Source organism: Streptomyces rugosispiralis, assembly GCF_024505145.1.
Classification (GTDB): Bacteria; Actinomycetota; Actinomycetes; order Streptomycetales; family Streptomycetaceae; genus Streptomyces; species Streptomyces rugosispiralis.
The window spans coordinates 42,959-67,453 of sequence record NZ_JANIAA010000038.1; the positions used below are offsets into that span (position 1 = coordinate 42,959).

At 71.3% G+C, this 24,495-nt stretch carries 16 protein-coding genes and 3 pseudogenes; 10 read left to right on the plus strand and 9 right to left on the minus strand.

The features are described 5' to 3' along the window. Window positions 1-10: 10 nt before the first annotated feature. Complete coding sequence (locus tag NP777_RS36945) at window positions 11-2,170, plus strand: MMPL family transporter (protein WP_256654556.1); 2,160 nt, start codon at window positions 11-13, stop codon at window positions 2,168-2,170. Between the two features lie 290 nt (window positions 2,171-2,460). Next, window positions 2,461-2,656, plus strand: a pseudogene (locus NP777_RS36950) (IS630 family transposase); the annotation flags it as partial. 52 nt (window positions 2,657-2,708) lie between these two features. On the opposite strand, the pseudogene NP777_RS36955 reads toward NP777_RS36950, so the two are convergent. Beyond that, window positions 2,709-2,819, minus strand: a pseudogene (locus NP777_RS36955) (cupin domain-containing protein); the annotation flags it as partial. Window positions 2,820-2,822: 3 nt separating this feature from the next. Between NP777_RS36955 and NP777_RS36960 the strand changes: the two are divergent. Next, window positions 2,823-3,260, plus strand: coding sequence for a MarR family winged helix-turn-helix transcriptional regulator (locus tag NP777_RS36960; protein ID WP_256654557.1), 438 nt, complete (start codon window positions 2,823-2,825; stop codon window positions 3,258-3,260). Between the two features lie 358 nt (window positions 3,261-3,618). Here NP777_RS36960 and NP777_RS36965 read toward each other — a convergent pair whose 3' ends face one another. Both NP777_RS36965 and NP777_RS36970 read right to left on the minus strand, forming a co-directional pair. After that, the gene (locus tag NP777_RS36965) at window positions 3,619-5,238 is read right to left on the minus strand and encodes an ABC transporter substrate-binding protein (protein ID WP_256654558.1); all 1,620 of its coding nucleotides are present in this window, start codon (window positions 5,236-5,238) and stop codon (window positions 3,619-3,621) included. Window positions 5,239-5,243: 5 nt separating this feature from the next. Then, window positions 5,244-7,412 carry a hypothetical protein gene (locus tag NP777_RS36970; RefSeq protein WP_256654559.1) on the minus strand — a complete coding sequence of 723 codons (2,169 nt, stop codon included), beginning with the start codon at window positions 7,410-7,412 and terminating at the stop codon, window positions 5,244-5,246. 171 nt (window positions 7,413-7,583) lie between these two features. On the opposite strand from NP777_RS36970, the gene NP777_RS36975 reads away from it, so the two are divergent. The 5 genes and pseudogenes from NP777_RS36975 (at window position 7,584) to NP777_RS36995 (ending at window position 11,819) form a co-directional block, all read left to right on the plus strand. Continuing rightward, window positions 7,584-8,012 carry a hydantoinase B/oxoprolinase family protein gene (locus NP777_RS36975; RefSeq protein ID WP_256654596.1) on the plus strand — a complete coding sequence of 143 codons (429 nt, stop codon included), beginning with the start codon at window positions 7,584-7,586 and terminating at the stop codon, window positions 8,010-8,012. Window positions 8,013-8,111: 99 nt separating this feature from the next. After that, a complete protein-coding gene (locus NP777_RS36980; RefSeq protein ID WP_256654560.1) occupies window positions 8,112-8,663 on the plus strand; it encodes an MFS transporter in 552 nt (183 codons plus the stop codon). Window positions 8,664-9,091: 428 nt separating this feature from the next. Next, window positions 9,092-10,063, plus strand: coding sequence for an alpha/beta fold hydrolase (locus tag NP777_RS36985; RefSeq protein WP_256654561.1), 972 nt, complete (start codon window positions 9,092-9,094; stop codon window positions 10,061-10,063). A gap of 159 nt (window positions 10,064-10,222) precedes the next feature. Further along, window positions 10,223-10,883, plus strand: a pseudogene (locus NP777_RS36990) (transposase); the annotation flags it as partial. 90 nt (window positions 10,884-10,973) lie between these two features. Then, entirely contained in the window at window positions 10,974-11,819 is an 846-nt protein-coding gene (locus NP777_RS36995; RefSeq protein WP_256654597.1) for an SDR family oxidoreductase, read from the plus strand. On the opposite strand, the gene NP777_RS48685 is transcribed toward NP777_RS36995, so the two are convergent. Then, window positions 11,734-12,387, minus strand: a complete 654-nt coding sequence (locus tag NP777_RS48685; RefSeq protein WP_391858647.1) for an AraC family ligand binding domain-containing protein — start codon at window positions 12,385-12,387, stop codon at window positions 11,734-11,736. The two genes, NP777_RS36995 and NP777_RS48685, sit on opposite strands and share 86 nt — an antisense overlap. 141 nt (window positions 12,388-12,528) lie before the next feature. Here NP777_RS48685 and NP777_RS37000 point away from each other — a divergent pair, with 141 nt between their 5' ends. Beyond that, window positions 12,529-13,092: a phytanoyl-CoA dioxygenase family protein gene (locus tag NP777_RS37000; RefSeq protein ID WP_256654562.1), complete on the plus strand. Its 564-nt coding sequence runs from the start codon at window positions 12,529-12,531 to the stop codon at window positions 13,090-13,092. Here the strand turns inward: NP777_RS37000 and NP777_RS37005 are convergent. After that, on the minus strand, window positions 13,078-13,989 hold the full coding sequence (locus NP777_RS37005) for a MerR family transcriptional regulator (RefSeq protein WP_256654563.1): 912 nt from the start codon (window positions 13,987-13,989) through the stop codon (window positions 13,078-13,080). The two genes, NP777_RS37000 and NP777_RS37005, sit on opposite strands and share 15 nt — an antisense overlap. A 475-nt stretch (window positions 13,990-14,464) precedes the next feature. On the opposite strand from NP777_RS37005, the gene NP777_RS37010 reads away from it, so the two are divergent. Then, window positions 14,465-15,007, plus strand: a complete 543-nt coding sequence (locus tag NP777_RS37010) for a class I SAM-dependent DNA methyltransferase (RefSeq protein WP_256654598.1) — start codon at window positions 14,465-14,467, stop codon at window positions 15,005-15,007. Window positions 15,008-15,031: 24 nt separating this feature from the next. Here NP777_RS37010 and NP777_RS37015 read toward each other — a convergent pair whose 3' ends face one another. The 4 genes from NP777_RS37015 to NP777_RS37030 all read right to left on the minus strand — a co-directional run bounded on the left by NP777_RS37015 (window position 15,032) and on the right by NP777_RS37030 (window position 24,336). Beyond that, window positions 15,032-15,769: a thioesterase II family protein gene (locus NP777_RS37015; RefSeq protein ID WP_256654564.1), complete on the minus strand. Its 738-nt coding sequence runs from the start codon at window positions 15,767-15,769 to the stop codon at window positions 15,032-15,034. Beyond that, entirely contained in the window at window positions 15,766-21,951 is a 6,186-nt protein-coding gene (locus NP777_RS37020; RefSeq protein WP_256654565.1) for a condensation domain-containing protein, read from the minus strand. The genes NP777_RS37015 and NP777_RS37020 overlap by 4 nt, the downstream gene beginning before the upstream one ends. After that, window positions 21,948-23,654, minus strand: a complete 1,707-nt coding sequence (locus NP777_RS37025; protein ID WP_256654566.1) for a non-ribosomal peptide synthetase — start codon at window positions 23,652-23,654, stop codon at window positions 21,948-21,950. Before NP777_RS37025 ends, NP777_RS37020 begins: the two co-directional genes overlap by 4 nt. A gap of 82 nt (window positions 23,655-23,736) precedes the next feature. Continuing rightward, on the minus strand, window positions 23,737-24,336 hold the full coding sequence (locus NP777_RS37030) for a cysteine dioxygenase (RefSeq protein ID WP_256654567.1): 600 nt from the start codon (window positions 24,334-24,336) through the stop codon (window positions 23,737-23,739). Between the last annotated feature and the right edge of the window lie 159 nt (window positions 24,337-24,495).

Here is a 24,495-nt window from a genome sequence, read left to right on the forward strand (position 1 = left end):
TGCTGTGGACATGCACCCACATCATCTCTCTCCGCCGCCCGTGGCCGGCCCCGGTGTCTTCAGCCGGCTCGCCGGCTGGTCCCGGCGCCGGCGCTGGGGCGCCCTGCTGCTCTGGCTGGCCGTGGTCACCGTCATCACCGTCGGCTCCCAGGCCGCGGGCAGCGCCTACCGCAACGACTTCACCGTCCCCGGCACCGGCTCCCAGTCCGCCGCCGACCTGCTGGAACGGCACGGTTCCCGGCAGGCGGGCGACAGTGTGCAGATCGTCCTCAAGGACCCCGCCGGGTTGACCGGCGACCGCGCGGCAGTGGAAGGGACCCTCGAAACGGTGAGCGGTCTCCCTTCCGTCGCCGAGGTCCGCAGTCCGTACGCCGACCCGTCCGCCGTCTCCGAGGACGGCACCATCGGCTACGCGACCGTCGTTCTGGACGCCAGGGTCGAGGAGGTCCCGAAGGAGGACATCACCCGGATCATCGACACCGCGCGGTCGGCGGCCGGCGGCGGACTGACGGTCGAACTCGGCGGTGAGACGGTGCGCGGCGCCGAGGAGGGCGGCGGCGGGGCAGCCGAGGGCACGGGCATGCTCGCCGCCCTGGTGATCCTCGTCCTGCTCTTCGGGTCGGTCATGGCCGCCGCGCTGCCCTTGGTCACAGCGCTGTTCGCGGTCGGCGGCGCGGTCGGCCTGATCGCCCTCGCCTCGCACGTCTTCACCGTCGCCGACTTCACCCCGCCGATCATGATGCTGGTCGGCCTTGGCGTGGGTGTCGACTACGCGCTCCTGATCTTCCACCGCTACCGCCACGAACTCGTCCGCGGCACGGACCTCGACACGGCCGCCCGCACTGCCCTGGACGCCGCGGGCCGTACGGTCTTCTTCGCCGGCTGCACCGTCATCATCGCCCTGCTGGGCCTGGTCGCCCTGGGCCTCGGCGCCCTCCAGGGCGTGGCACTGGCCGTCGCGCTGACCGTCCTGGTCACGATGGCCGCCTCGCTGACCTTGCTGCCCGCGCTGCTTGCCCTGTTCGGCGCCCGTATCCAGCGGCACGTCCTGAAGCAGGCGGCGAAGGCGGAGGCCCGGGGCACGGAGGAGGGTCACCGCTGGCGTCGCCTCGCCACCGCCGTACAACGCCGTCCACTGCCCGCCCTGCTGGCGGCCGTCGTGGTCCTGCTCGCCCTGTCGGCGCCGGCCGCCGGGATGCGCCTGGGCTTCGCCGACGCGGGCAACGACCCGGCGACGTCGACCAGCCGCAAGGCCTACGACCTGCTGGCCGAGGGCTTCGGCCCCGGATTCAACGGCCCCTTGGTGGCCGTGTCCCAGGGTAATGAGGAGGCGGCGACGGCATTGCGCAGGACGCTCACCAACACCCCGGGCATCGCGGCGACGACCCCGCCGCTCGCCTCCTCCGACGGCGCGGTCTCGACGGTTATCGCCTTCCCCTCGACCGCGCCCCAGGCCGAGCCCACCGCCGACCTGGTCCACACCTTGCGCGACGACGTGCTGCCCGGCCTGGCCGACCGCACCGGCGCCACCTATCTGATCGGCGGTCCGACGGCCACGGCACAGGACTTCGCCGACTCGGTCGCCTCCCACATCCCGCTCTTCGTGACGATCGTCGTGGGCCTCTCCTCGCTCCTGCTCCTCGTCGTCTTCCGCTCGCTCTGGATCCCGGTCAAGGCGGCGATCCTCAACCTCCTCTCCATCTCGGCGGCGCTCGGCGTGATCACACTGGTCTTCCAGCACGGCTGGTTCGGCGTTCAGCCCGGCCCGGTGGAGGCCTTCATCCCGGTCATGATCTTCGCGATCGTCTTCGGGCTCTCCATGGACTACGAGGTCTTCCTGGTCTCCCGCATCCACGAGGAGTGGGAACGAACCAGTGACCCCGCACTCGCCGTCCGCGAGGGCCTGGCCGCCACCGGCCGGGTCATCACGGCCGCCGCGGCCATCATGATCGTCGTCTTCGCGGCCTTCGTCCTCAGCCCGAGCCGCATGCTCCAACAGTTCGGCCTCGGCCTCGCCACGGCGATCCTCCTGGACGCCGCCGTAATCCGCTGCCTCGTCGTCCCGGCCGTCATGCACCTCCTGGGCCGCCACGCCTGGTGGCTCCCGGGCCCCTTGGCCCGGGGGCTACCAAGGGTGACGCTGGAGGCCAGGCCGCCCGAGCGCGCCTAGTTCCGCATCAGCCAACGTTCGCCTTGCCCCAAGCGCGGCCTGTCATGGGCCGGATGGGTTTGTGGGATTTGCGATGGACGGACCAGGGCCTCGGCCAGCCGGGCTGAAGCCGCCGCCACTGCTCGCTCTCTTGGTCGCTTCGGTGAGCGTGCTCTCCCACAAGGGCTACGGCTGAAGATCGCGGAGGTGACGTTCACCAGCGCGGACCGGGTCCGGGACGTGCCCCTTCACGCTCCCGGAGCGTCGCGAGATCAAGAAGATCGCCAAGTCCAAGCCGAAGGACACCTTTGGGACCGCTGAGGCAGTTCACCATCGCCAACTCAAACCACCTCAACCACACGGTGCAGACCCGGGCGCTGCACGCCTATCCGCGGTGGCGGGCGGTGGCGCAGCGCCAACGCCCGCCACCGCGACATCCTGGCCGCCGAACGCAAGGAACAGGCCCGCGTCCGCAGCGAGAAGGGCATCCGCCGAGGAGGACGCCCCCCTCAAAGTCGCCGCCTGACCGAATCCGGTGAACCTACGCGGTCACAGCACACTAGCGAGCCCAGGGCGGTGTGATGGTGTTGCCGTCGGCCAGTTTGGCGGTGAGCCCAACACGTGTGGTGACCCACATATGAGCGGGCTGGCCGGTCGTGTTGGCGACCGCCGCATGCACCAGCCTCCATTTAGACAAGCTACTTGTCTAGATAGCGGACAGCTGGTGCAGGAAATCCACACCAGCGTGTCCCAGCAGGGATTCGAGGACCTACGACCTGCACACGGCTTCGCCTTCGCCCGCGTCTCGGCGGGCGGCGCCACCACGGCTGACCTGGCCGAGCACCTGGGGGTGACCAAGCAGGCCGCTGCCCAGTTGGTCGAGGAGCTGGTCCGAAAGGGGTACGTGGAGCGGCGTCCGCACCCGCACGATGCCCGCGCCCGCCTCCTCGGGCTGACCGAGACCGGCTGGGCCGCCACGCGCGCCGCCGACCAGGCGGCCCGGGCTGCCGTCGCACCGTGGCGAGAAGTACTGGGCGAGGCGCGCTTCAGCGAACTCGTCGCCGACCTGACACTACTTGCACCGCCGGGACCGATCCGCCCCGCCTGGTGAGCCGACGTCCCACCGCCCTGGAGGCCGCCGACCGTGAACGAATCGTCCGGCAGGGCAACCGGCCAAGTGGAACCTCTGCGCGGAACTCACTGCCTTGTGCCCTGTCGTCGAGAGTCGAGAGGTGGCTTTCACGCTGCGTACCGGCTCTTGGGGCGCCTGCGGTGCCAGGCCGGCGGCGCCCCCCGGCGTGACCGGGAAGACACAGCTCCAGCGCCGGCGCGACCTCAGCGACGACAGCACGGCCGGCCAGAACCGGTCCGCGGGCTCGTAGCGGACCGGACCGGCGAGTCGCCGTCGTGACTTTACGAGCCGCACAGGACCGGGCCGCGTACCCGCCGAGGCCGAGAGCGGCACTCGGTCAGGGCACGCGGCTGGGAATCACGCAGTTCTTCGGCTGGGCCTGGCCGGTGGGCCAGCCCAGGCCGACGAACTTCAGCCTGCCGAGGCCTTTTTGGCCCGGATCCAGCTGGACCACCGCGATCGGTTTGTCGTACGGGTTCCCGCTGCTGGTCAGGCAGATCAGGCCGCTCGTACCCCGCACCCGGTGCCGGGACTGGAGCAGTGGCCATTGCCCGCCGACGTCCTCCCGGCTGGGCACCGCCTCGGCGCTGCCCTCCTGCGCCTGGTGCAGCGCCTTTCCGATGGTGATGAGACCGTCGTATACCAGCATCGTCCGGGAGTCCTCCAGATTCGGGGTCGCCCCGAGTTCGATGCCCTCGCCGCGCGTCGTCTCGATGCGCTTCTTCAGGATCTCCAGGGCCGTCTCGGGCTCGGTGAGGTACTGGGGGAGGTCATTCTTGGTGGGTTCGCGGTCGTGGTGGTCGTGCCACTGCTTCTTCCAGTCGGCCAGCTCGGTGCTCCAGGCGTCCGGGTGCGCCGGGGCGGCGTACTGCACCGTCACCTTCGCCTTGCCGTCCTCGCCGCGCAGCTGTTGCCAGTCCTTCTCCGTCATGTCCTGCCGCAGCGAGGCCGCGTCGGAGCCACTGATGATCGTGTAGTGCCGGTTTCGGCAGTCCACCTGGGCCAGCTTGAGCGCGAGGAGCCGCAGGTGCAGCGTGCGGCCCGCGAAGTAGATGATGTCGGCGCCGGAGTCACAGATGTTGTTGGCCGTCTGGGTGAACTGGTTGCCGGTCGAGCCCGGATCGTCGATGGCCGGGGATTCGAAGGGCATCGCGGCGGGACCGGGCGGGCCCTTCTCCTCGATGCCACTGAACGCCTTCGCCAGCGACTCGTTGTAGCCGTCGCTGCGCTTGTCGTAGACCAGCACCGTCCTCCGGTTCTCCCGGCCCCGTTCGCCGTTGAAGTTGGCCAGGGCCTGGGCCGCGTCATGGTTGGTGGTGATCAACCGGGCCAGGCCGGGGAACCGCGCCTTCCCCGTCCCGTCCGTCCGGTCCTCGTTCGCGATCTCGTCCCCGCTGATCCGCGAGGCGAGGACCGGGACCTTGTGCTTCGTCAGCCGCTCGACCGCTTCTTGTGTCTCATCGAGGCTGAGGTTGAAGCCCGTGACCGCGCGCAGCCGGTCCTTGGGCGAGTCGGCCATCCGCAGCAGGATGTCCACGACCTTCTTCTGCTGCTTGTACGCCTGTCCGGGGTTGGCCAGCACCAGCCGGATCTTCGGTGGCTCTCCCTCGCCCTCGTTGGCCTGCCGCTGCCCCAGATACGCGCCCTGGAGGTCGCTGCGCATCTGCCGGCGCAGCGCGGGCTTGTCCGACTGGAGCGGCAGCATCAACGCCACCGTGACATGCGGCCGGCCGTCGATCTTCTTGTTCTCCTGTGCGATGGCCCGGGACACCTCTCGGATCTCCGGTGTGCCGAAATCGTAGCCGGTGCCGCTGACGCCGATGCACTCGCCGCCGGTCCGCTCGACCCCGTCGGCACAGGTGTCCGTCTTCTGGATGAGGGACCAGACGTAGCAGGAAAGCGCCACGGCCGCCCCCACGGCCAGCAGCGCGTAAAGGAACTTCTTCCACCTGGGCATCCCCGTTACCTCCTTCGACCCAGTTGCTCGGTACAGGCGCAGCGCAGCAACGGCTGCTCGTTCGCCGCCAGATCGCTCCAGTGGGTGGCCACCTTGCCGAGCTGTCCCGCCCCCTCGAACTCCATGATCGAGAGAAGGTCCAGCAGCTTGGACAGGGTGCGGGCGGTCTCCTGCCCGGTCGGCCTGGTCCGTTCCTCACACAGCCATACCGCGTGCAGCAGCTGGTCGACGGTGCGGCGCAGCGCCGGTCCCTCCGCCACCACCAGGCCCTGGGCTCGCTCCCGCCGGGCGTCCGCGCCGCCCGGATACGGCGCCTGGGCGATTTCCAGTAGCTCCGCGCACCACTCCCGGGGGCGTCCCGGCAGCGTGTCGGCGAGATGGCCGACCACGTCGCCCGCACCGCCGGACACCAGATGGTGGTTCATATGGTGTGCGATGACCGAACCGAACGCCTCTTCGCCCGGTGGCCCCTCGTCCGCCGTCCGCCCCGCGTAGTGGTCCCGCAGGAAGTGATGGTCGGCGTACCAGGCGGCGCCGCCGGGGCGCAGCCCGTACAGCCGGTGCACCAGCATCTGGCGCAGCCCGAAGTCCCCGATGAAGTGCCGTCCGCAGCTGGGCCAGCCGGTGTCGGTGAGCAGCGTCGACACATGGTGCGCGGTCAACGGGTTCACGTGGCCCGACTGATGATGACGTAACAGGACGTCGGCGCATTCCTCGTCGTGCGCCACCGACAGATGGGTGAGCAGATCCAGCCACTCGCCGTGGTGCTCGGTCGGCAGCTTCACCGGCAGCTGGTCCATGATCAGCTCCTGGAGCAGCACGTCCACCACCGGCCGCTGGGGGGTGCCGTCACCTGGGAGCCGCAGCGGGGCCTCCAGAACGTCCCGGTCGTTGGCGTCCGCCGGCATCCGGAAGGCGGCCGCGGCGGCGGCCAGCCGGATCACCGTGTGCGGCCGGCCGCCGCTCAGTCGCGCCACGGCGGCGTCGATGCGGCGGCGGTTCTCGCCGCCCTCCGGCTCCACACGCATCTGCCTGCGCTCGGTCTCCTGGCGTAATTGGTCGCCGGTGAGGAGCGGCATCCGCAGCAGCAGCACCCCGTTGGCCAGCGGAGCCTGGTCCGCCGCTCCCTCCCCGTCGCGGGGCCAGGCGGGCGGGGCGCCGTCGGCGGGACGGAACTCGGCCGGGGGCACCACCTCCTCCGGCCGCAGACCGCCGTGCAGGAAGGCGCCGCCGTCCGCCCGACGAGCCGTGCCCACGATCACCACGCGGTCGCGCTGCCCGCCCCGGCGGTCGGTGAGCACGGCGCGCAGCAGCCGTTCCCCCAGCGGTGACTCGGCGTGGTCCAGCAGCAGTCCCGGGCGGCCCACCCGGCGCAGCCAGCCGGCCGTCGAGGCGTACGCCGCCTCGAGGTCCTCGCGCAGCGCCCGGAAGAGGAACCCCTCCGCCAACTCCCGTCCCTCGCCGTGGGCCTGGAAGTCGGCTGCGAGGTCCCTCAGCCCGTGCTGGGGGTTGCCGGCCGCGCCGGGATACCCCCCGTAGATCCGCTCCAGTTGCACTCTGCCCCGGGGCGCCAAGGACTGGAAGAGGGCCTCCACCAGCGCGTTGCTCACCGCCGCGGAGTACGGGTTGAGCGCTTGTCCGGCCAGGGTCGTCAGCAGGTTCTTGAGGGATCCGGAAATCACGCCCCGCCAGAAGTCACCTGTCCGCAGACCGGGCAGGGCCCGCTTCTGGGGCAGTTCCTCGTACCGTTCGACTTCCGTCGCGACCGCCGCGGGGCCGCCGTCCGCGGCACCGGTCGCGATCATCGCGAGGCCCGCGAAGAGCCGGGGGAAGGCGAACGCGCCGCCCGTCCCCTGCCAGGTGCAGAGCCGCCGGGCGATCTCGACCAGAGCCTCGGTCGCATCCGAACGGGCGTCCGGCTCCGGCGCCGCGCGGTGTGCGTACACCGGCGAGCCGCAGTCCAGATAGACCACCGGCACCTTGGCCGCGAAGTGGTCCCGCACCGCGCGCAGCAGCCGTCCCTTGCCCATGCCGGGACCACCGGTGAGCAGCACCACGGGCAGCTCGGGGCCGTACAGCGGTTCCCGGCCGGCGCCCGACGGCGACCGGCTCAGCAGACGAGCGAAGAAGCCCTCTTCGCTGAGCAGCTTCTCGAACCCCAGGTCTTCACACACGAACTCCTCCCCCGTAGAGCGCGCTTCCCCACCCATCGAGCGTTGGTGACGTTGGGTCAGGAAGTGCGTCAGGAAAGGTTAGTGGAGAACACGGCCGATTCTTGCGGACATTAATGAATATCAGGCCGGAAGTTGACAGATCCGTTATGACATGTTCCGGCTTACACCGCCATCGATAACTGCGCCAACGCCCCGGTGGAAGCCCTCGAATCCGACTACTCACACTTCCGCGTCGTCGAGTACGCGCTCCACGAGGACTCCGGCGGCCCCGGCCGGCATCGCGGCGGACTCGGCATCCGCCGCACCTACGAGGCCGTCGCCGACGAGGTCGACATCGCCGGCTACGCCGACCGCCACCGCAGCGGAGCATCGGGCGTGGACGGGGGCGGTCCCGGCGACACCGGCGCCTTCACCGTCACCCGCGTCGACGGGAGCGTCGAGCGGCTTCCCGTGGTCTTCCACGAAAAGCTGCACGCCGGTGACCGCGTGAGTGTGGTCACCGGCGGCGGCGGAGGGCATGGCTCACCCGCCACCCGCGAACGGCACCGGTCCGAAGCCGACATACGCGACGGGGTCGTCCACCACCACCGGCCCGGCTGATACCCCCCGGGCCGGAGCGCACGCCCTCGTCCCCGGGCGTCCCGGATTCCGTCCCTACGCCCCCGTATGCCTGCCTCTCCCAGCCCCCAGGAGTACGCCATGCGCCAAGGAACCGCGCCCGACGCCGCGCCATCGGGACCTCCGGACGCACCCTCGGCGACACGGCTCGCCTCGGCCCAGATGATCGGCACCACGATCGAGTGGTACGACTTCTTCATCTACGGCACCGCGTCGGCCCTCGTCTTCAACCACGTCTTTTTCCCCGAACTCCCCACCCTGGTAGGCACGTTCCTGTCACTGGCCACCTTCGCCGCCGGGTTCCTCGCACGACCGCTCGGGGCCATCCTCTTCGGGTACTTCGGTGACCGTGCCGGGCGCAAGCGCACGCTGGTCGTGACCCTGCTCCTCATGGGCGGCGCCACCGTCGCCGTCGGCCTGCTGCCCTCGTACGCCACTGTCGGCGCAGCGGCACCGATCCTGCTCCTGCTGCTGCTGCTGCGCATCGTGCAGGGCATGGCGGTCGGCGGCGAGTGGGGCGGCGCTGCCCTCATCGGCATCGAACACGCCGAGCCGCGCCGCAAGACGCTCTTCGGTGCCTTCGCCCAACTCGGTTCGCCGCTCGGCCTGATCCCGGCGGCAAGCGGGGGCTGACCGGGGTGAAGCGACTGCGCGCCCTGGCGCGGCGCCGGCTGAGAGAAGGCGCCGCCGCCGTGCGAGAGCGCAGCTCAAGCAGGTGTTGGGGGCAGGCGAAGCCCCCAACCGGGTCAAGCGCGCGGCCGAACGCACCGTGCCCCTCGGGCGGGCCGTCCACACCCTCACCCTCTTCTGGTGCGCCCTCCACGACCACCACCAGGCCTACCTCGGACAGCGCCGCGCGCGGTCCCCGTGGTTCACCGCCAAGACCACCGCCTCCTTCGATGACATGCGCGCGGCCCTGTGTCGCGAGGCGATCCGCCACCTGAACGCCCGAGCCAGCTCCCCGAGCACTTCACCAGCCCTGGCGCTACTCCGCCGGGTGTACGCGAGAAGTCGCCCGCCGTACGACGCCTGCTCCCCATGCATTCGCCACTATCGAGGCCATGAGACACCGCACGCTGCACGCCAACGGCATCAACATCCATATCGCCGAAGCCGGGGAGGGTCCGTTGGTCATCCTGCTGCACGGCTTCCCCGAACTGTGGTACTCGTGGCGCCACCAGTTGGGTGCCCTCGCCGCGGCCGGTTTCCACGTCATCGCCCCTGACCTGCGCGGCTACGGTCAGACCACCGTCCTGCCCGACGTCAAGGCGTACGGCATGCAGGCGATGGTGGACGACGTGGTGGGCATGCTGGATGCGCTGGACGAGCCGACCGCCGCGCTGGTCGGTCATGACTGGGGTGCCCAGATCGGCTGGGCGTGCGCCCAACTGGCCCCCGAGCGGTTCCCTGCCCTGGCCGCGCTCAGCGTGCCATACCACCGGCGGCCCCCCGCCCCCATGACCCAGGCCCTGCGCCGCTGGGCGGACGGCAAGTTCAACTGGCTACTGCACTTCCAAGCTCCTGGCGTCGCCGAAGCCGAGCTGCAGACCGATGTCGAACGCTCGATGCGCCTCATCTTCTCCGCGCTGTCCGGGGACGCTCCCGACGGTCTGGCGATCAGACTGCTGACCGGCCTGCCCGCCGGCTCCCGGCTGCTCGACCCGATCCCTGAGCCCGCGCGCCTCCCGTCCTGGCTGGCCGAATCCGACCTGTCCTACTACGCGGAAGAATTCCGCCGCACTGGCTTCACCGGCGCGCTCAACCGGTACCGCAACGTCGACCGCGACTGGGAGGAACTGCCTGCCCTGGGCGCGACCCCGATCCGCCGGCCAGTGCTGTTCGTCACCGGCGAGTTGGACACTGCCACACGCTTTATGGACACGGATGCCATGCGCCAGTATGTGCCGAACCTTCGTGGTCCGGTGGTCCTGCCCGGCTGCGGCCACTGGATCCAACAGGAGCGTCCCAGCGAGGTCAATGCGCTCCTGGTCGACTTCTTGTCCTCCGCCACTGTCCAGTCGGCCGTTCAGTAACCAGTCGTCCAGGGGCCTTCCGGCCTGTCGGGACTGTAAAGACGTTCGGCTCTGGCTCGTAGCACTCCGTGCCGGGCAGCGCCGGCTCGGTGTGCTACCGCCGGGCGATGATGCGGCTGGCCTCGGCCCGGCGGGAACCGGGTCCCGGTGGTCGCGCAGAAGGAGTCCCCCGGCCCCGAGCGCGACGCCGAGCTGGACCGCGCATCGAAACAGGTGCTGGGCGGCTCCCGGACCGGGTCTTCGCCTTCGACGAGTTCGGACCCCTTGGAATCCGCCCCACCGGCAGGCTCCCGCTGGGCGAAGCAGGGCAAGCCAAACCGTCTGCCAGCGGCCTACCGCCGCACCCGCGCCGTAACCTCTACTTCCACGGCTGTCAATCCATCCACGATCGCCGGCTGTGGGCGTCAACCCCCGCAACAAAGGCACCGCCAACACCCTGGCCGCACCGAAGTTGATCCGCGCGCCCGACCCCGATGGCGCCGCCATCTCCATCGTCCCGGACAACCTCTCCGCCCACACCGGAGCGGACATCCGCCGCTGGGCGGAGCAGAACAAGGCCGAGCGGTGCCCCATCTCGGCCTACGCCTCCTGGGCCAACCCGTTTGAGGCGCACTTCGGTCCGCTGCGGCAGTTCACCCTGGTCAACTCCTACCACCGCAGCCATCCCGCGCAGACCCGGGCCCCGCACGCCTGCCTGCGCCGGCGCAACGCCCACGCCCGCCATCCCGACTTGCTCACCGCCCAACGCAAGGAACACACCCGCATCCGCGGCGAGAAGGGCATTCGCTGGGGCGAACGTCCGTTGAACGCCATAGCCTGAAGATCACTATTGGCCTGCCTCGCCGCCATCCCAGGATGCTACGTTCCGGTTCTTGGCCTACTCGCCGCTACCGCCTGGGAGGGTGTGACGATGATTCTGGTGACTGGCGCGGGCGGGAACGTCGGAACGGCTCTCCTCACCCGTCTTCGTGCCGACGGCGTAGCCGCGCGGGCGGCCTATCGTGATCCGCGCACCACGGCTCAGGTGATCAAGTCGGGCGGTCAGGCAGTGACGCTCGATCTGGCCATACCGGACACGATCGGTCCCGCGCTCGATGGCATCGAGACCGTATTCCTTCTCGGCGCGACAAGTCCCGCCCAAACGACGCACGAACTCAACATGCTGGAAGCCGCCCGTGCGGTTGGCGTCCGGGTGGTCAAGCTGTCGGTCTGGCGGGCCGACGAAGGACTCTCACCGATCGCCCGGCTGCATCAGCCCGTCGAACAGTCGCTGGTTGCGTCCGGTCTGCCCTGGACGATCCTGCGGCCCAACTTCTACCTGCAGAACTTCCTGCGCCAGTCGTCCATCCGCGAAGCCGGGGAGTTCAGCTTCCCATTGATCACCGCGCCCATAAGCTTCATCGGCATCGGCGACATCGCCTGTGTCGCGGCGAGGGTTCTCACCACTGATGGCCACGACGGCTGCGTCTACGACCTCACCGGACCGAAGGCCCTGACCTACGCTGAAGCCGCCGAAGAGTTTTCCGACGTCCTCGGCAAGCCGGTGCGTTACGTGGGCCTGCCGGACGACGAAGTGCGCGCGGCCATGCTGGATCGCGGAACGCCGGAGTTCCACGTCGACGCCCTGATCGGAGTTGCCCGCGCCTACCGCGACGGCGGTGCCGAGTCGGTCACTTCAACCGTGGCCGACCTGACGGGCCGTCCAGCCCTCGGCTTCGCCGATTTCGTGCGCCAGAACCGCGACTTCTTCGATTGATCACGGTCCTCGTCGACCTGCACCCGGTATCCGCCGACAGGCCCCAGCGAGCGGGCGCCGCCGTACGAGCACAGGGCGGCTTCGTCGTCTCCGACGAGGTGCAGGCCGGCTTCGGCCGCACCGCAACGGTCTGGGCCGCGCCTGCCAACCCAGGGAGCGCGGCCACATCTGCCCGTATCTCGTCCCTCGCACGGTCGAAGCGCACCCCCCGGGCGGAGCGCCCCAACAGGCCTTTCACGTCGGCGAATTGGAGCAGGGCAAAGAACTCAGGGCCGAGGAAGCCGTGCCGGAACTGCACCACCACCGCCTCCGCGGCCCCCTCCCCCGCCTCGGAAGCGAACGTGTGCGGAAGGTCCGGGCCGAGGAGGACGAGGACCCCCGGGCAGTAACGCTCGACGGTGGTACCGACGACGTAGCGCGTTCCCGTGCCCTCAGCGATGAGCGTCAGCTCGTATTCCTCGTGGTAGTGCCAGGCGAAGTCGAATGTTCCCTGACGACGGACGAATCCGAAGAACGTGGTCCCGACGCGAACCCCCGGCTGTTCATAACGTGGCCGCACAAAGCGCATCGTAGCTCTCCGCCTCGGGACCGCGCCGATGTCAATCCAGTACCAGAAGTGGCAAACACAGACGTGGCAGCGTCCGGCCCCGCCCTGCCACGGTTGAACGACCGATCCGCCCCGAGCCAACGCCCGAGGAGCCCACACGCCATGACGGCACCCCTGCCCGAACCGGCCGATGAGCTGGACACCCCCTTCGAAGGCCTGTCGCCCACGGCCACCGCCGACTTCAACCGTGACGGCTTCGTCCACCTCTCCGACGTGCTCTCCCCCGAGACCATCGGGCAGTACGAGCCGACGCTCACCTCCGAAGTCCTCCGGCTCAACACCCAGCACCTCCCGCTCGCCGAGCGGGACACCTACGGCATGGCCTTCTTGCAGGTGTCGAACCTCTGGCGGGAGAACGAGAAGGTACGGCGGCTCGTCTTCTCACGCCGTCTCGCCGGCATCGCGGCCCGGCTCCTTGGTGTGCGTGCCGTGCGCGTCTATCACGACCAAGCCCTGTACAAGGAGCCCAGCGGTGGCCAGTACTATTGGCCGCTGTCCTCCGACCGCACAGTGACCGTCTGGCTCCCCCTGCAGGAGACTCCCCTCGACATGGGCCCGTTGGCCTTCGCCCGCGGCAGCCACAACCCTGTCGGCCAGGTACCCCAAACGGAACTCAACCCTGTGGTGTACGACGGCCACTACGGCCGTGTTTTAGGTAGCGGGTGAGTCTTGGGCGGATAGCTCTTCGGCCAGTTCCATACAGCGCAGGCGGGCTGGAGAGAAGTCGTAGGGCATCTTGCCGATAGCTTCGAACACGCTCATGGAGTCAGCCTCCCGCCTGCCGGAGCCGAGGTCGGCCTCGTCCTCGCCGTCATCGGCGGTGGCAGGGTGCAAAGTGTCCCAGGCGTCGAAGAGGGCATCGTCCTCCTTACCCAGGCCGGACTCCTCGATGACGGCCTGCAGGGCGCTTTCGAAGGCGTGCCGCTCGACGGCGACTTGAGCCACCCGTGGATCATCGACGGCGACACTGTCATCGAGTGCCTCCTCGGCGTCATCGATGCGGTCGGAATCCTCCCGCAGAGTGGGATGCGTGGCCAGGACGACGAAGCGGGTGGCCTGGACGGCCGCGCCGAGCGGGCCGAAGATCCGCTCGGTGACCAGCAGACTGTCCAGGTCCGCCTGACGCAGGGAGCCCTCGGGCAGGCTCTTGAGGCGTTCGGTGACGAAGTCGGAGAGCAGGCCCAGCCGGCTGCCTTCGGTGCGCATCCGCTGCACGGCGGTCCGTTGCCGCCGCAATTCCGCCTCCTGCTGGGCGAGGGTTTCCTCCAACCGTTCCAGGGTGTCCGCGATACCGTCTCCGCTGTCCGCACCGGCGGAAGCCATGCCGGTGGTCAAGGCGTCACGGATGTCGTCCAGGGCGATCCCGGCGTCGGCCATCTTGCGAATCCACAGCAGGCGGATCATGTCCTCGTACCCGTAGCGGCGGCGGCCATCGCCGCCCCGCTCAGGCTCCGGGAGCAGGCCTATCTCGTGGTAATGGCGAATCGCCCGTGGCGTGCTGCCGGCGAAGGCCGCCGCGTCACCGATCTTGACCTGCCGGGGTGGCATGAAAGACGAATGCATGAGCAGGGACCTTTCCTCAAGGGATCGCGACGTAAGTCCACCGGATCACATGCCGCTACGGAAGGTGCAACCCCATACACACCGCCCCGCGCCCATGCCAGGAAATGCGCCCCTCCTCCGTAACGACGCCGTAACGACGGCAGGGCCGTCGTTTCCTGCTGGGGCATCCGCACGACGGCAGGCTGAGGGTTCACAGCCACTGATGAATCGCCGCGACCTGAACCGTCGCCCCGAACCGAACCGCGAGTTCGTCAAACCGGGTCGCCACGGCCCGGTGCTGCTCAAGACGGCTGATCCCGCGTTCGACCGCGTGCCGGGCCTTGTAGTCCTCGTGGCCGTCCCGGCCGGGCACGTGCGGCGCCGCACCACCAGCCGCTCCTCCTCGAGCGGCGGCGATTGTTCAGCCAGTCGGGTTCCGGCGGAAGCACCGGAAATCCGCCTTGGGGCGATGCAGCGGGTGTGCCATGGTGATCCCATGACGTGGAACGGTGAGGAGTACCAGGCCCGGTTCGACCGCATCGCAGTCGAGGGAGGGGATGTCCATGGTGAAGCCGCGCTGGTCCGTTCCTTCGCGCCCACCACGGTCCTCGACGCGGGCTGTGGCACCGGTCGGGTGGCCATCGAGCTGGCCCGCCACGGGATCGCCGTGACGGGCGTGGACGTCGACGAGTCGATGCTCGCCACCGCCCGGCGCCGGGCGCCGCAGATCACCTGGTACCAGCACGACCTGGTGGGACTCGACCTCGGACAGTCATTCGACGTGGTGGTGATGGCGGGCAACGTCCCCCTGTTCACCCCAGCGGGAACGGAACCGGCCCTGGTGACCGGGGCGGCGAGTCACGTCCGTCCAGGTGGGCGCCTCGTCGCCGGGTTCTCGCTGAACCGCGATTACACGCTGGACGACTACGACGCTCACTGCCGTGCGGCGGGACTCACCCTCGAAGCCAGATACGCCACCTGGTCCCGGAATCCTTACACCGGCGGAGAGTACGCCGTTTCCGTCCACCGCGGCCCCTGACCGCCCGCCGCCGGACCCCGGCGCTCAGGGCAGCGCGTGCCGGAGCGCGGCGGCCAGTTCCAACGGGCGGTCGCGCAGCAGGTTGTGCCCGGCGGTGATCAGCGCGGTCGTGAGGCCGCTCGTCGTCAGCGCCGACCACGCAGTGATGTCCTCCTCGGCGACGGTCTCGTCCTCCGTGGCGCGGATGGCCAGGATCGGGGAGGCCACGGGTGGCCACTGGGTGGTTCCGGTGAGGTACTCGTAGGTCGCCCGGTAGTCCGCGCGCAGAGCCGGGGCCACCATCTCCAGGACGTCCGGGTCGTCGAGCAGTGCGGCGGGCAGGTAGCCGTCCGCGACGACCTGGGCGAAGAACCGGTCGTCCGGGAAGTCCCAGCACCCGGCGGCCATGCGGACGGGTGTCCCCGGCGCCTGTTGTGCCGAGACCGCGAGCAGAAGGGCGGTCTCCGGCTCCAGCGCACGGGCTGTCTCGTACGCCAGCGCCGACCCCGACGAGTGGCCGTAGAGGATGATCCGCGCCTCGCCCGCGTGCGTACGAATGGCGTCCGCCAGCCGCTTGGCCACGGCCGGGAGGTCGGCGATCGGAGCGTGGTCGAGCAGCGCCTCCCTGCCGGGCAGACGGATCGCCACCGGGTGGGGGTCCGGGGCCAGGGCCCGGCCCAGTGCCAGCACCGCGCTGACGCCCGCGCCCGCGTGCGGGAACAGGTACGCCACCCGCTCCGGCCGCTCGGCGGGCACGAGGTCCACCAGCCAGTTCTCGCTCACCGCGACTCCCCCTGCGCTGCCTGGTCCAGGACGGCGGCGAGGGAACGGAGGTAGTCGCAGGCGGTGTCCAGAAGGCGTTCCGCCTCGCCGCCGTCGCCCGCGTGTGCCAGCCGCAACCTCAGCTCCTCCCCCTCCGCGTAAGCGCTGAACTCCCAGTGGAATGGCCTGGGGTTGACCGGGCCCCGGTCTCCCCGGTACGGCAGCGGGACCTCCACCAGGCCGTCGTCGTCCCGTCCTGCCGTACCCGCGAACACCGATCCGAGCCTGCCCAGGTAGTTCACGCTCACCCAGGGGCGTTCCGCCTCGGCGAGCCGGGATCGGACGGCGGTGTCGGAGGTGCCGTGCCACACCAGGGCGTGTTCGAGGGCATGGCGTGCACGGGCCTGCCGGGCATGGTCGAGCACCTCGCGCGGCTCGGCGTCCGGCGCGGCGTCGACCAGTACGAGGGCCAGGGTGGTGAACCAGCCCAGGGTCCGCGACAGGTCGGCACCGCCGACCACGTCCTCCTCGCGCCCGTGCAGTTCCGTCACGACGCGGACCTCGCGGCAGCCCAGGTCGGCGGCGGCAGCGCTCGCCGCGGCTGCCAGTACCGCGTCAGCCGGGTGCGCGCCCCGCCTTCGCAGGCCCTTCAGCAGGGGACGGGTGTGCGCCGAGTCGAGCGCACGCTCGACGACGTGGGTGCTGCCTTCGTACGTCGTGGGCGGCGGGCCGGGGAGGGCGCCGGGCGTGCCGTCCCGCACGGCTGGGCCGAGGCGCCTGGCGAGGTCGTCGGCGTGCTGCTGCAGGGAACGCGCCCACTGGTGGTAGGCGACGGGCACCGGGGGCAGCCGGACGGGGTCTGCCGCGGCGCGGCTGGCGCAGGCGGTCCGCAGGTCGTCCAGGAACACTCCCCATGACAGCACGTCCACCACAAGGTGGTGCGCAGTGAGGACCAGCAGGCGCCGGCCTGCTCCCTTTCGGATCAGTGTGGCGCGCAGCAGCGGGCCCCCGGCGATGTCGACACCCCGTCTGGCCCGGTCGATCGCGGCGGACACGGCATCGTCGTCGGATGCCGTCACGTCCTCGATCGCGACGGTCTGTGCTGTCGGATCGCTGACCTGCTCCCAATCCGTTGCCCGCTTGCGGAAGCGGTGACGCAGTACGCCGTGGTGGTCGGCCACCGCTTGGACGGCGGTCAGCAGCGTCTTCGAGGCCAGCGACCGCGGCACCCGCACCGCGACCGACTGGTTCCAGTGGTTCGCGTCGGGCAGTTCCAGCTCGAAGAACCAGCGTTGCACCGGGGTCAGGGGGATGGACCTGCGCCGGGCGAAGGTCTCGCTCACTTTTGTCGCCCCGGCGGCCGAGGTGGTGACCCGGGCCAGTGACCGGACGGTCGGGTGGGTGAACAGCTGTCGGCGGGTGACCTGCAGTCCCTTTTCGGCGGCCTTCGTGGCGATCCGCACGGCCTGCACCGAGTCGCCGCCCAGCGCGTAGTAGTCGTCATCCAGGCCGACATGTCCGACGCCGAGGACATCGCGCCAGACGCTCGCCAGCGCGGCCTCGACCTCGGTCATGTCCTGGACGGGCGTGGGCGTCTGAGCGCCGGCGTCCGCGGGTGTCGGCAGGACGCGCGAGGCCTTGCCGTCCGGCGTCCTCGCCAGCCGCGCCTCGCACCGCAGTTGTCCGGGCAGTAGATGGGCGGGCAACTCGCGGCGCAGCACGTCCATCAGCTCCCCCTCGGACACCGAACCGTCCGTCTCCGCCACCGCGATGGACCGTCCGGCTCCGCCTCCTGGAGCCGTGGCCACCCGTACGGCCGGGTGGCCACGCAGCACGCGCTCGACCCGGGCCGGGGCATGGTGGTAGCCGTGCCCGGAGTGAATCTCCGCGATCCGGCCGAGCACGACCAGCCTGCCGTCCCGGAGGAGCACCCCGGCGTCCCCCGTCCGCCGTACCCGGGCATCGGATATCAGCGGGTGCCGGAGCGAGGGATTCTCCCGTGCCGCGCCGAGCGGGGTCGGCGCGTCCGTCTCGCCGACACAGATCTCCCCGGGCACTCCCGTCGGGCAGGCACGGCCCCACGGGTCCACCACGCACAGCAGTGGATCGGCCGAGGGCCTGCCCACGGGCACGATGCCGGTGGCCGGTTCCACGACCGCCGCGGCCCTGCCGGCGGGCACCTCCTCCTCGGCGACCACCGGTCCCCATTCGGCACCGCCGTACCTGTGCACGAGGCGGCTTCGCGGAGCGTGGTGCCGCCACCGGTCGGCGAGGTCCGAGCAGAGGGTCTCGCCACTGACCACCAGGGTCCGCACCAGCGGGGTGCCGCCGCCCTCGTCCAGGCGGCGGAGGAGGTCGGCCAGTTCGGTGGGGGTGACCTGGGCGGAGGCCGCCGCCCGCCCCCGGGCGAGCTCCGCCAGCCGCGTGGCGGGAGACAGGGGCACCGCGGTGCTCCCTGCCGCGAGGGCGGTGAGCAGGTCGAGCGCGAGCCTGTCGGCCGTGCCATGGGCGATCAGCACCTCGCCGCGCTCGTCGTCGCGCACCGCGCCGGTGAGCGCCCGGTGCGTGAGCACCATCGGCCGTCGGGCGCCGGTGGTGCCGCTGGTGCGTACCACCAGCGCGGGGGCGCGCGGACCGTAGGGGCGCTCCGCCGGGGGCGCGGACGCCGTGGACGTACCGTGGACGCGCACCGTGGGTGGGCCCGGGGCATCCGCGGACTCCGCCATGTCCACCAGGGCCGATGCCCCCGCATCGGACGGCTCGGCGGGGGCGGAGTCGTCCTGTGCGGTGACGGGGGCGCAGACCAGGCCCGCGCGCAGCACCCCGAGGCACGCGGCGGCCAGGTCGGTTGTCCGTTCGGCCCGCACGGCCACCACGGCGGAGCGGCCTGGATCGGTGTGGACGGCGAGAGCGGCCGCCACCCGGTTCGCGGTCCGGTCGATCTCGCCGTAGGTGGCCGTATCCGTGCCGTCGGCGATCGCCAGGGCCGCGGGGTCAGCCTCGGCCCACCGTCGTACGCGGTCGGCGATCGGCTCACCGGGGCACGCTCCGGTGAGCCCACCCGGGCGCGAGGCCGGCGCGGACAGGGTCCCCAGCTCGGTGTCGGGTGCGGCGAGCAGGGTGTCCAGCAAGGTCTCGAACCGGGCCGCCAGCCGGCGCACCGTGGCCCGGGTGAACAGGTCCGCGTCGTACTCCCAGGTGATCGAGATCGAGTCGTCGCCGTCGAAGACCGCGCCCGACAGATCGTAGACGGCTCCCGTGCGGCGCAGCGCGACCGTTTCCAGGGTCAGCGGGCCCAGGGGCACGCGTACCCCGTCGCGGTCGGCGAACAGCAGTGCGCCCACTCCGCTCAGCGCGGGGTCGTGCGCGGTGTTCTGCCCGAAGCCGACTTCCACCAGTGGAGCGCGACTTCGGTCGCGGGGCGCGCCCACCGGTTGCAGCAGGTCCTGGAAGGTGGGGCCGCTGTGCCCGAGCGCCGCGAGCAGCGTCTCGGTGACCGAGTCGAGCAGGGCGGAGAACGTCTGGTCCGGTGCCAGCCGGACCCGGTGCACCACGGGGTTGACGAAGTAGCCGAGCACATCGGCGAACTCGGGCCGTTCGCGGCCCGCGGTGTTCACCCCGACGGCGCTGTCGGCGCGTCCGGTGTGGGCGTGCAACAGCACGTGGAACACCGTGAGCAGCACCGCGAACGGGGTTGTGCCGGTGGCGCGGGCGTGGGTGCGGACGGCGGCTGCCCGAGCCGGCGACAGCTCCGTGCGCACCGTCGAGCCGCGCTGCCCGCGCACCACCGGTCGGGGCTGGTCGGTGGGCAGGTCCGCGGGTAGGGGCGGGGGCGTCAGATGCCGCACCCAGTACTCGAGGTCCTCGGCACCCAGGGGTGTCCGGGACCGTGTGAGCGACCAGGCCGCGAAGTCGGTGTAGGTGTGCGCGGGGGCGGGCAGGTACGCCTCGGCTCCGGTGCTCTCCGCCGCGTAGACCACCGCGAGCTCCCGCAGCATGGTGATCATGGACCAGTAGTCCGTGATCAGGTGGTGTTGGGACACCACCATCACCGGCCCCTTGGCCCATCCGGTGTAGAGCCGGACGCGCAGGGGCGGTCGCGCGGCCAGGTCGAAGGGCTGGAACGCCGTACGGACCAGGTCCTCGCGGTTCGTGCGGTCCCAGGTCGACGGCACCGGTACGACCGCGAAGTCCACCTCCGGCTCGGCGGACACCTGCTGAACGGGGGTGCCGTCGCGCAGCGGGAAGGAGGTGCGCAGAACGGGGTGCCGGTGAGCCAGGGTCGTCCACGTCCGCCGCAGTGCCTCCACGTCGCAGCCGTCGGTCAGGCGCGCCGCGAAGGCCACCACGTAGGCCGATCCGCCCAGGTCGAGGTTGTCGGCGTGCCACAGCGACAGCTGGTTCGGTGCCAGCGGGAAGCGGCCCTCGACAGGTCCGTGCGAAACCGGATCGGGGTCGTCCTCGGGTCCGTCGAGCCGTTTCACGAGTTCGTCGGTCAGCTCCGCCAGCGCGCGTGGACCCAGGAGAGAGGGCAGCGGCAGCCTCACCCCCAGTTCCCTGTGCACGGTCATGCGCAGCCGCAGCGCGGCCAGGGAGTCCACGCCGGCCGCCCGGGCCGGGGCGCCGGGGTCCACCGCTGAGGGTGTCGTGCCCACCACCTCGGCCACCTTGAGGCGCAGGTGGTCGCACACCTCGGTGCGCCGCCGGTCCGGGGGGAGCGCTGCCAGCCGCTCCCGTAGGCCGGCCGCCGCCTCCTCCCGCTCCTCCGCGAGCCGGGCGGCGAGCACCGCGCGGCGAATCTTGCCCAGCGGGGTGCGGGGCACCTCGGCCACCACGCGCACCCGCTGGGGCACCGCGTAGGGGGGCAGGCGCCGTGCGCAGTGCGCGAGCACGTCGGGGGGTTCGGGCCGGGCCGCGTCGCGCAGCCGTACCGCGGCCACCAGCAGTGCTCCCCGGCCGGGCAGCGGGATGCCGGCCACTCCGGCGTCGGCGATCAGCGGGTGGTCGGCCAGCACCTGTTCGACCTCGACCGGATTCACCTTGTGCCCGCCGGTGTCGATCAGCACCCGGGACCGCCCGACAACGGTCAGCCTGCCGCGTGCGTCCAGCCTGCCCAGGTCGCCTGTTCTGTGGTGGTCGCTTCCGGGGTCGTTGACCACGGCGGGACCGGACACCACGATCTCGCCCGTCGCACCCGGCGGCAGTGGGGCGCCGCTCTCGTCGGTCACTTGGACCTGTACGCCCTTCAGCGGGGTTCCGACCGTGCCCGGGGATGGCTCCGCGCCGACGTCCCAGCAGACGCTGCCCGCCTCCGTGCTGCCGTAGGTCTGGCGCAGGGGGACGCCGAAGCGCGCCTGGAAGCGCCGCGCCACGGCGGGATCGAGGAAGTTGCTCCCGGACAGGCACAGGCGCACCGTGCCCAGGTCGGCCGAGGTGTCCGCGGGTAGATCGGCCAGGGCGTCGAAGATCTGGGGCACGGCGATCAACAGCGTGACGCGGTGCCGGTCCAGGGCGTGCGCCACGGCGTCCACCGACGACGCGCCGGCGCTCCGGTCCGGCAGCACCAACGTGGCGCCGGAGCGCACCGCCGCAAGCAGGCAGCAGAACTGTCCGAGGGCGTGGAACAGCGGCAGCGGGCAGAGCAGGACGTCTGCGGCGGTGATGCCCGCCGTCGCGGTGATGTTGGTCGCTTCCGCGACCTGGTGGGCCTGGCTGCGGACGACGCGCTTGGGTTCGCCCGTGCTGCCGGAGGAGAGGGCGGTCACCCACGGGCCGTTGGCCTGTGACGGCGGGCGCTCCGCCGCCCCCCGCGCCCGGGGCAGGGGGGCGTCCACCGTGAGGACGGGGCAGTCGGCGAGTGCGGCGACGGGGTGTCCAAACGTGGTGACCACGGCGGCCGGCCGGCCGCCGGCCAGTCTCCGCCGCAGTACCTCGTCCGGCTGGTCCGGATCGATGGCCTCCACCGTGCAGCCCGCCTCGGCCGTGGCGAAGTAGGCGATCGCGAACTCGGGCCGGTTGTCCAGCACGATCAGCACGTGGGCACCGGGGGACGCGCCCGCGCCGGTCAGCGCCGCCGCGAAGCGGGGCACCGCCGCCGCCAGTTCGCGGTAGGTCAGCGACCGCTCGCCCTGGACGATGGCGGTCGTCTCGGGGTGGGCGGTCGCGGTGGTCGTGACCATGTCGAGCACAGGGCTTGCGCTCACTGCTTATCCTCCGTCAGCCGCTCGGCCAGCTTGGCAGGGGTGGGGTGGACGAACACTTCGCGTACGCTGACCCGCAGGCCCAGCCGCAGACCGATCTCGGTCACCGCGGTCACCGCCCGCGCCGAGTCACCGCCGTGCAGGAAGAAGTCGGAATGGACGGTGAGGCCGGTGACGCCCAGCACTCGTTCCCACACCGGCACCAGCGCCTGCGGGGTCGGCGCCGGGCGTGCCGGACCCGACCGGGCGCGCAGCAGCGCCCTCCGGTCGATCTTGCCGGCGGGAGTCGTGGGCAGCCGGTCGACCGTGCGCACCTCGGTGGGCACCATGTGGCCGGGCAGCAGCCGGCTCAGGTGGGCGCGGAGGTCGGCGGTGTCCGCGTCGCCGTGCCCCGGGTGCCACTCCACGAAGCACACCAGCCGCTCCGCACGGCCCGCGTCGTCCGTCGCGGCGGCCACCGCCGCCCGCCGGACTGCGGGATGGGCGACCGCCGCGCTCTCCGTTTCGCCCGGCTCGACGCGCTTTCCGAGGAGTTGCACCTGGTCGTCGAGGCGGCGCAGGAACTCCAGGTCGCCTGATGGCAGTTCGCGGACCAGGTCGCCGGTGCGGAAACAGCGCTCCCCGCCCACCTCGACGAACCTGCGCGCGGTGCGCTTCTCGTCGCCGACGTAGCCGATGCCGACGGTCGGGCCGCCCAGGTACAGCTCGCCCGGTGTGCCGGGCGGGACCGGCGCTCCCCGCGGGTCGCGGACACTGGCCCTGATGTGCGGCAGCGGGGTCCCGATCGGCGGCAGGATGCCGCGGTCGGGCCACGCGGAGACATCGCAGAACACGGCGCCGGCGACGGTCTCGGTCGGCCCGTACTCATTGAGGACGCGGCTGGGGAATCCCGGCGGTGGGTAGGCGGCGAGTCGCTCCCCGCCGGTGCGGATGAGCCGTACCTCACCGAGGTCCACGCCGTCGAGACGGAATATCGACTCCAGCAGCAGCGGGGGGACGTAGGTCTGGGTGATCCGGTTGGCGCGCAGCCAGTCCACCAGCGCGCGGGGCGACGAGCGGTCGGCATCGGATGTGATGTGCACGGATGCGCCCGTGCTCAGGAACGGCCAGAGCTCGTCGATGGTGACGTCGAACCCGGGCGAGCCGATCTGCGCTCCGCGCTCCCGTGGCGAGGCGCCCACCAGCCGCGCGTACGCGGCGACGTACACGTCCAGGGCCGCACGGCTGATCAGGGCGCCCACCGGCGTCCCCGTCGATCCGGAGGTGAACAGGCAGTAGGCGGGGTCCTCCGGGCGGGCGCCCGGATCGCGCGGGGCGGGACCGTCCCGGGTGGGCAGTTCATCGGGCCGGACCGTGGGGACGCCGGCGGCCCCGGCCAGTTCCTCGTCGTCGGTGATGAGCAGCGCCACGGAGGCGCGCCGCACCAGCAGGCGCAGCCGGTCCGCCGGCTGGGCCTGGTCCAGCGGGGTGAAGCAGGCACCCGCGAGCAGCACGGCGAGTTCGAGCACGAACAGGTCCGCGGTGCGGGGCAACACCAGCCCGACGCGGTCCCCGGGGCGTATACCGAGGGAGGTCAGGGCTCCGGCCGCCGTACGGGCGGCGGAGTCGAGTTCGGCGTAGGTCAACCGGGTGCCCCGGTGGTCGGTGAGCGCCAGGGCGTCCGGCGCCCGGCGGACCTGGCGGGCCACGGCGTCGAGCATGTCCATCGTTACCCCCTTTTCTTCGGGACCGGACGCGCACGCTGGGCGTGGCGCGCCCCCGGCGGCCGGGAGGTGTGCCCCGGCGGGGTCAGATACGGGTGCGCGTGGGCATCCTGCGCCCGACCCGGCACTCGTCGAACCACAGCGAGGTCTCGGCCGTGCGGAAAGCGCCGTCCGGCGTGGGCTCGTACTGCCGGTAGCGGTGGATCGCGGTGAGGTAGATATGGACGGTGGCCGCCCAGCGCGTCTCTTCGTTGACCATCAGGTGCAGTTGCTTGTCGGCCTCGGGCAGGATCGGGGTGACCCGGCCGGGCGCGATGGTGAACTCGCTGCCCTGGGTGAGCTTGACACGCTCTCCCTCGCACCGGGTGACGCCGTACTTGATCTCCTTCGCCTCGCCGGTGAGCGCGCTGACCGCGCCGATCGTGTCGTCGTGGTCGTGTATCGGGCTCCCCCGTCCCGGACCCCAGAACACGAGGACGATCTGGTAGGGCTCCCGCGGGTCGTTCAGCAGCAGCCGCGTGTAGTTCCCGCTCGGTCCGTACGCCTCGGCGAAGCCCTGGTTCTCCGCCGAGGTGGTGAACTCCGCGAGCGGGCGGGAGAGGCTGTCGATGATCTCCTGGTGTGTGAGTTCGTCGGCCTGACTCTTGATCTGTGCGACCGCGTCGATGAGTGTGGTGACGTCCATGGATCACTTCCACTGCGTGAGTCGTATAGCTCCGCTGGGGGTTAGTCGCGTGGCGGGGTACCGGCGGCACGTCCCGGGCGTTCCCGGCTGAGGAGCGGGTCGCGTCCGGATGGCGGTACGGACACGACCCGCGGCGGGACGGCGAGCGGAAGGTGGTGG

Bases quoted from the DNA above. Each gene is read 5' to 3' on its own strand.
- NP777_RS36945 (WP_256654556.1), top strand. From the start codon at position 11: ATGCACCCACATCATCTCTCTCCGCCGCCCGTGGCCGGCCCCGGTGTC.
- NP777_RS36960 (WP_256654557.1), top strand. From the start codon at position 2,823: ATGCACCAGCCTCCATTTAGACAAGCTACTTGTCTAGATAGCGGACAG.
- NP777_RS36965 (WP_256654558.1), bottom strand. From the start codon at position 5,238: ATGCCCAGGTGGAAGAAGTTCCTTTACGCGCTGCTGGCCGTGGGGGCG.
- NP777_RS36980 (WP_256654560.1), top strand. From the start codon at position 8,112: ATGCGCCAAGGAACCGCGCCCGACGCCGCGCCATCGGGACCTCCGGAC.
- NP777_RS36985 (WP_256654561.1), top strand. From the start codon at position 9,092: ATGAGACACCGCACGCTGCACGCCAACGGCATCAACATCCATATCGCC.
- NP777_RS36995 (WP_256654597.1), top strand. From the start codon at position 10,974: ATGATTCTGGTGACTGGCGCGGGCGGGAACGTCGGAACGGCTCTCCTC.
- NP777_RS48685 (WP_391858647.1), bottom strand. From the start codon at position 12,387: ATGCGCTTTGTGCGGCCACGTTATGAACAGCCGGGGGTTCGCGTCGGG.
- NP777_RS37000 (WP_256654562.1), top strand. From the start codon at position 12,529: ATGACGGCACCCCTGCCCGAACCGGCCGATGAGCTGGACACCCCCTTC.
- NP777_RS37005 (WP_256654563.1), bottom strand. From the start codon at position 13,989: ATGCATTCGTCTTTCATGCCACCCCGGCAGGTCAAGATCGGTGACGCG.
- NP777_RS37010 (WP_256654598.1), top strand. From the start codon at position 14,465: ATGACGTGGAACGGTGAGGAGTACCAGGCCCGGTTCGACCGCATCGCA.
- NP777_RS37025 (WP_256654566.1), bottom strand. From the start codon at position 23,654: ATGGACATGCTCGACGCCGTGGCCCGCCAGGTCCGCCGGGCGCCGGAC.
- NP777_RS37030 (WP_256654567.1), bottom strand. From the start codon at position 24,336: ATGGACGTCACCACACTCATCGACGCGGTCGCACAGATCAAGAGTCAG.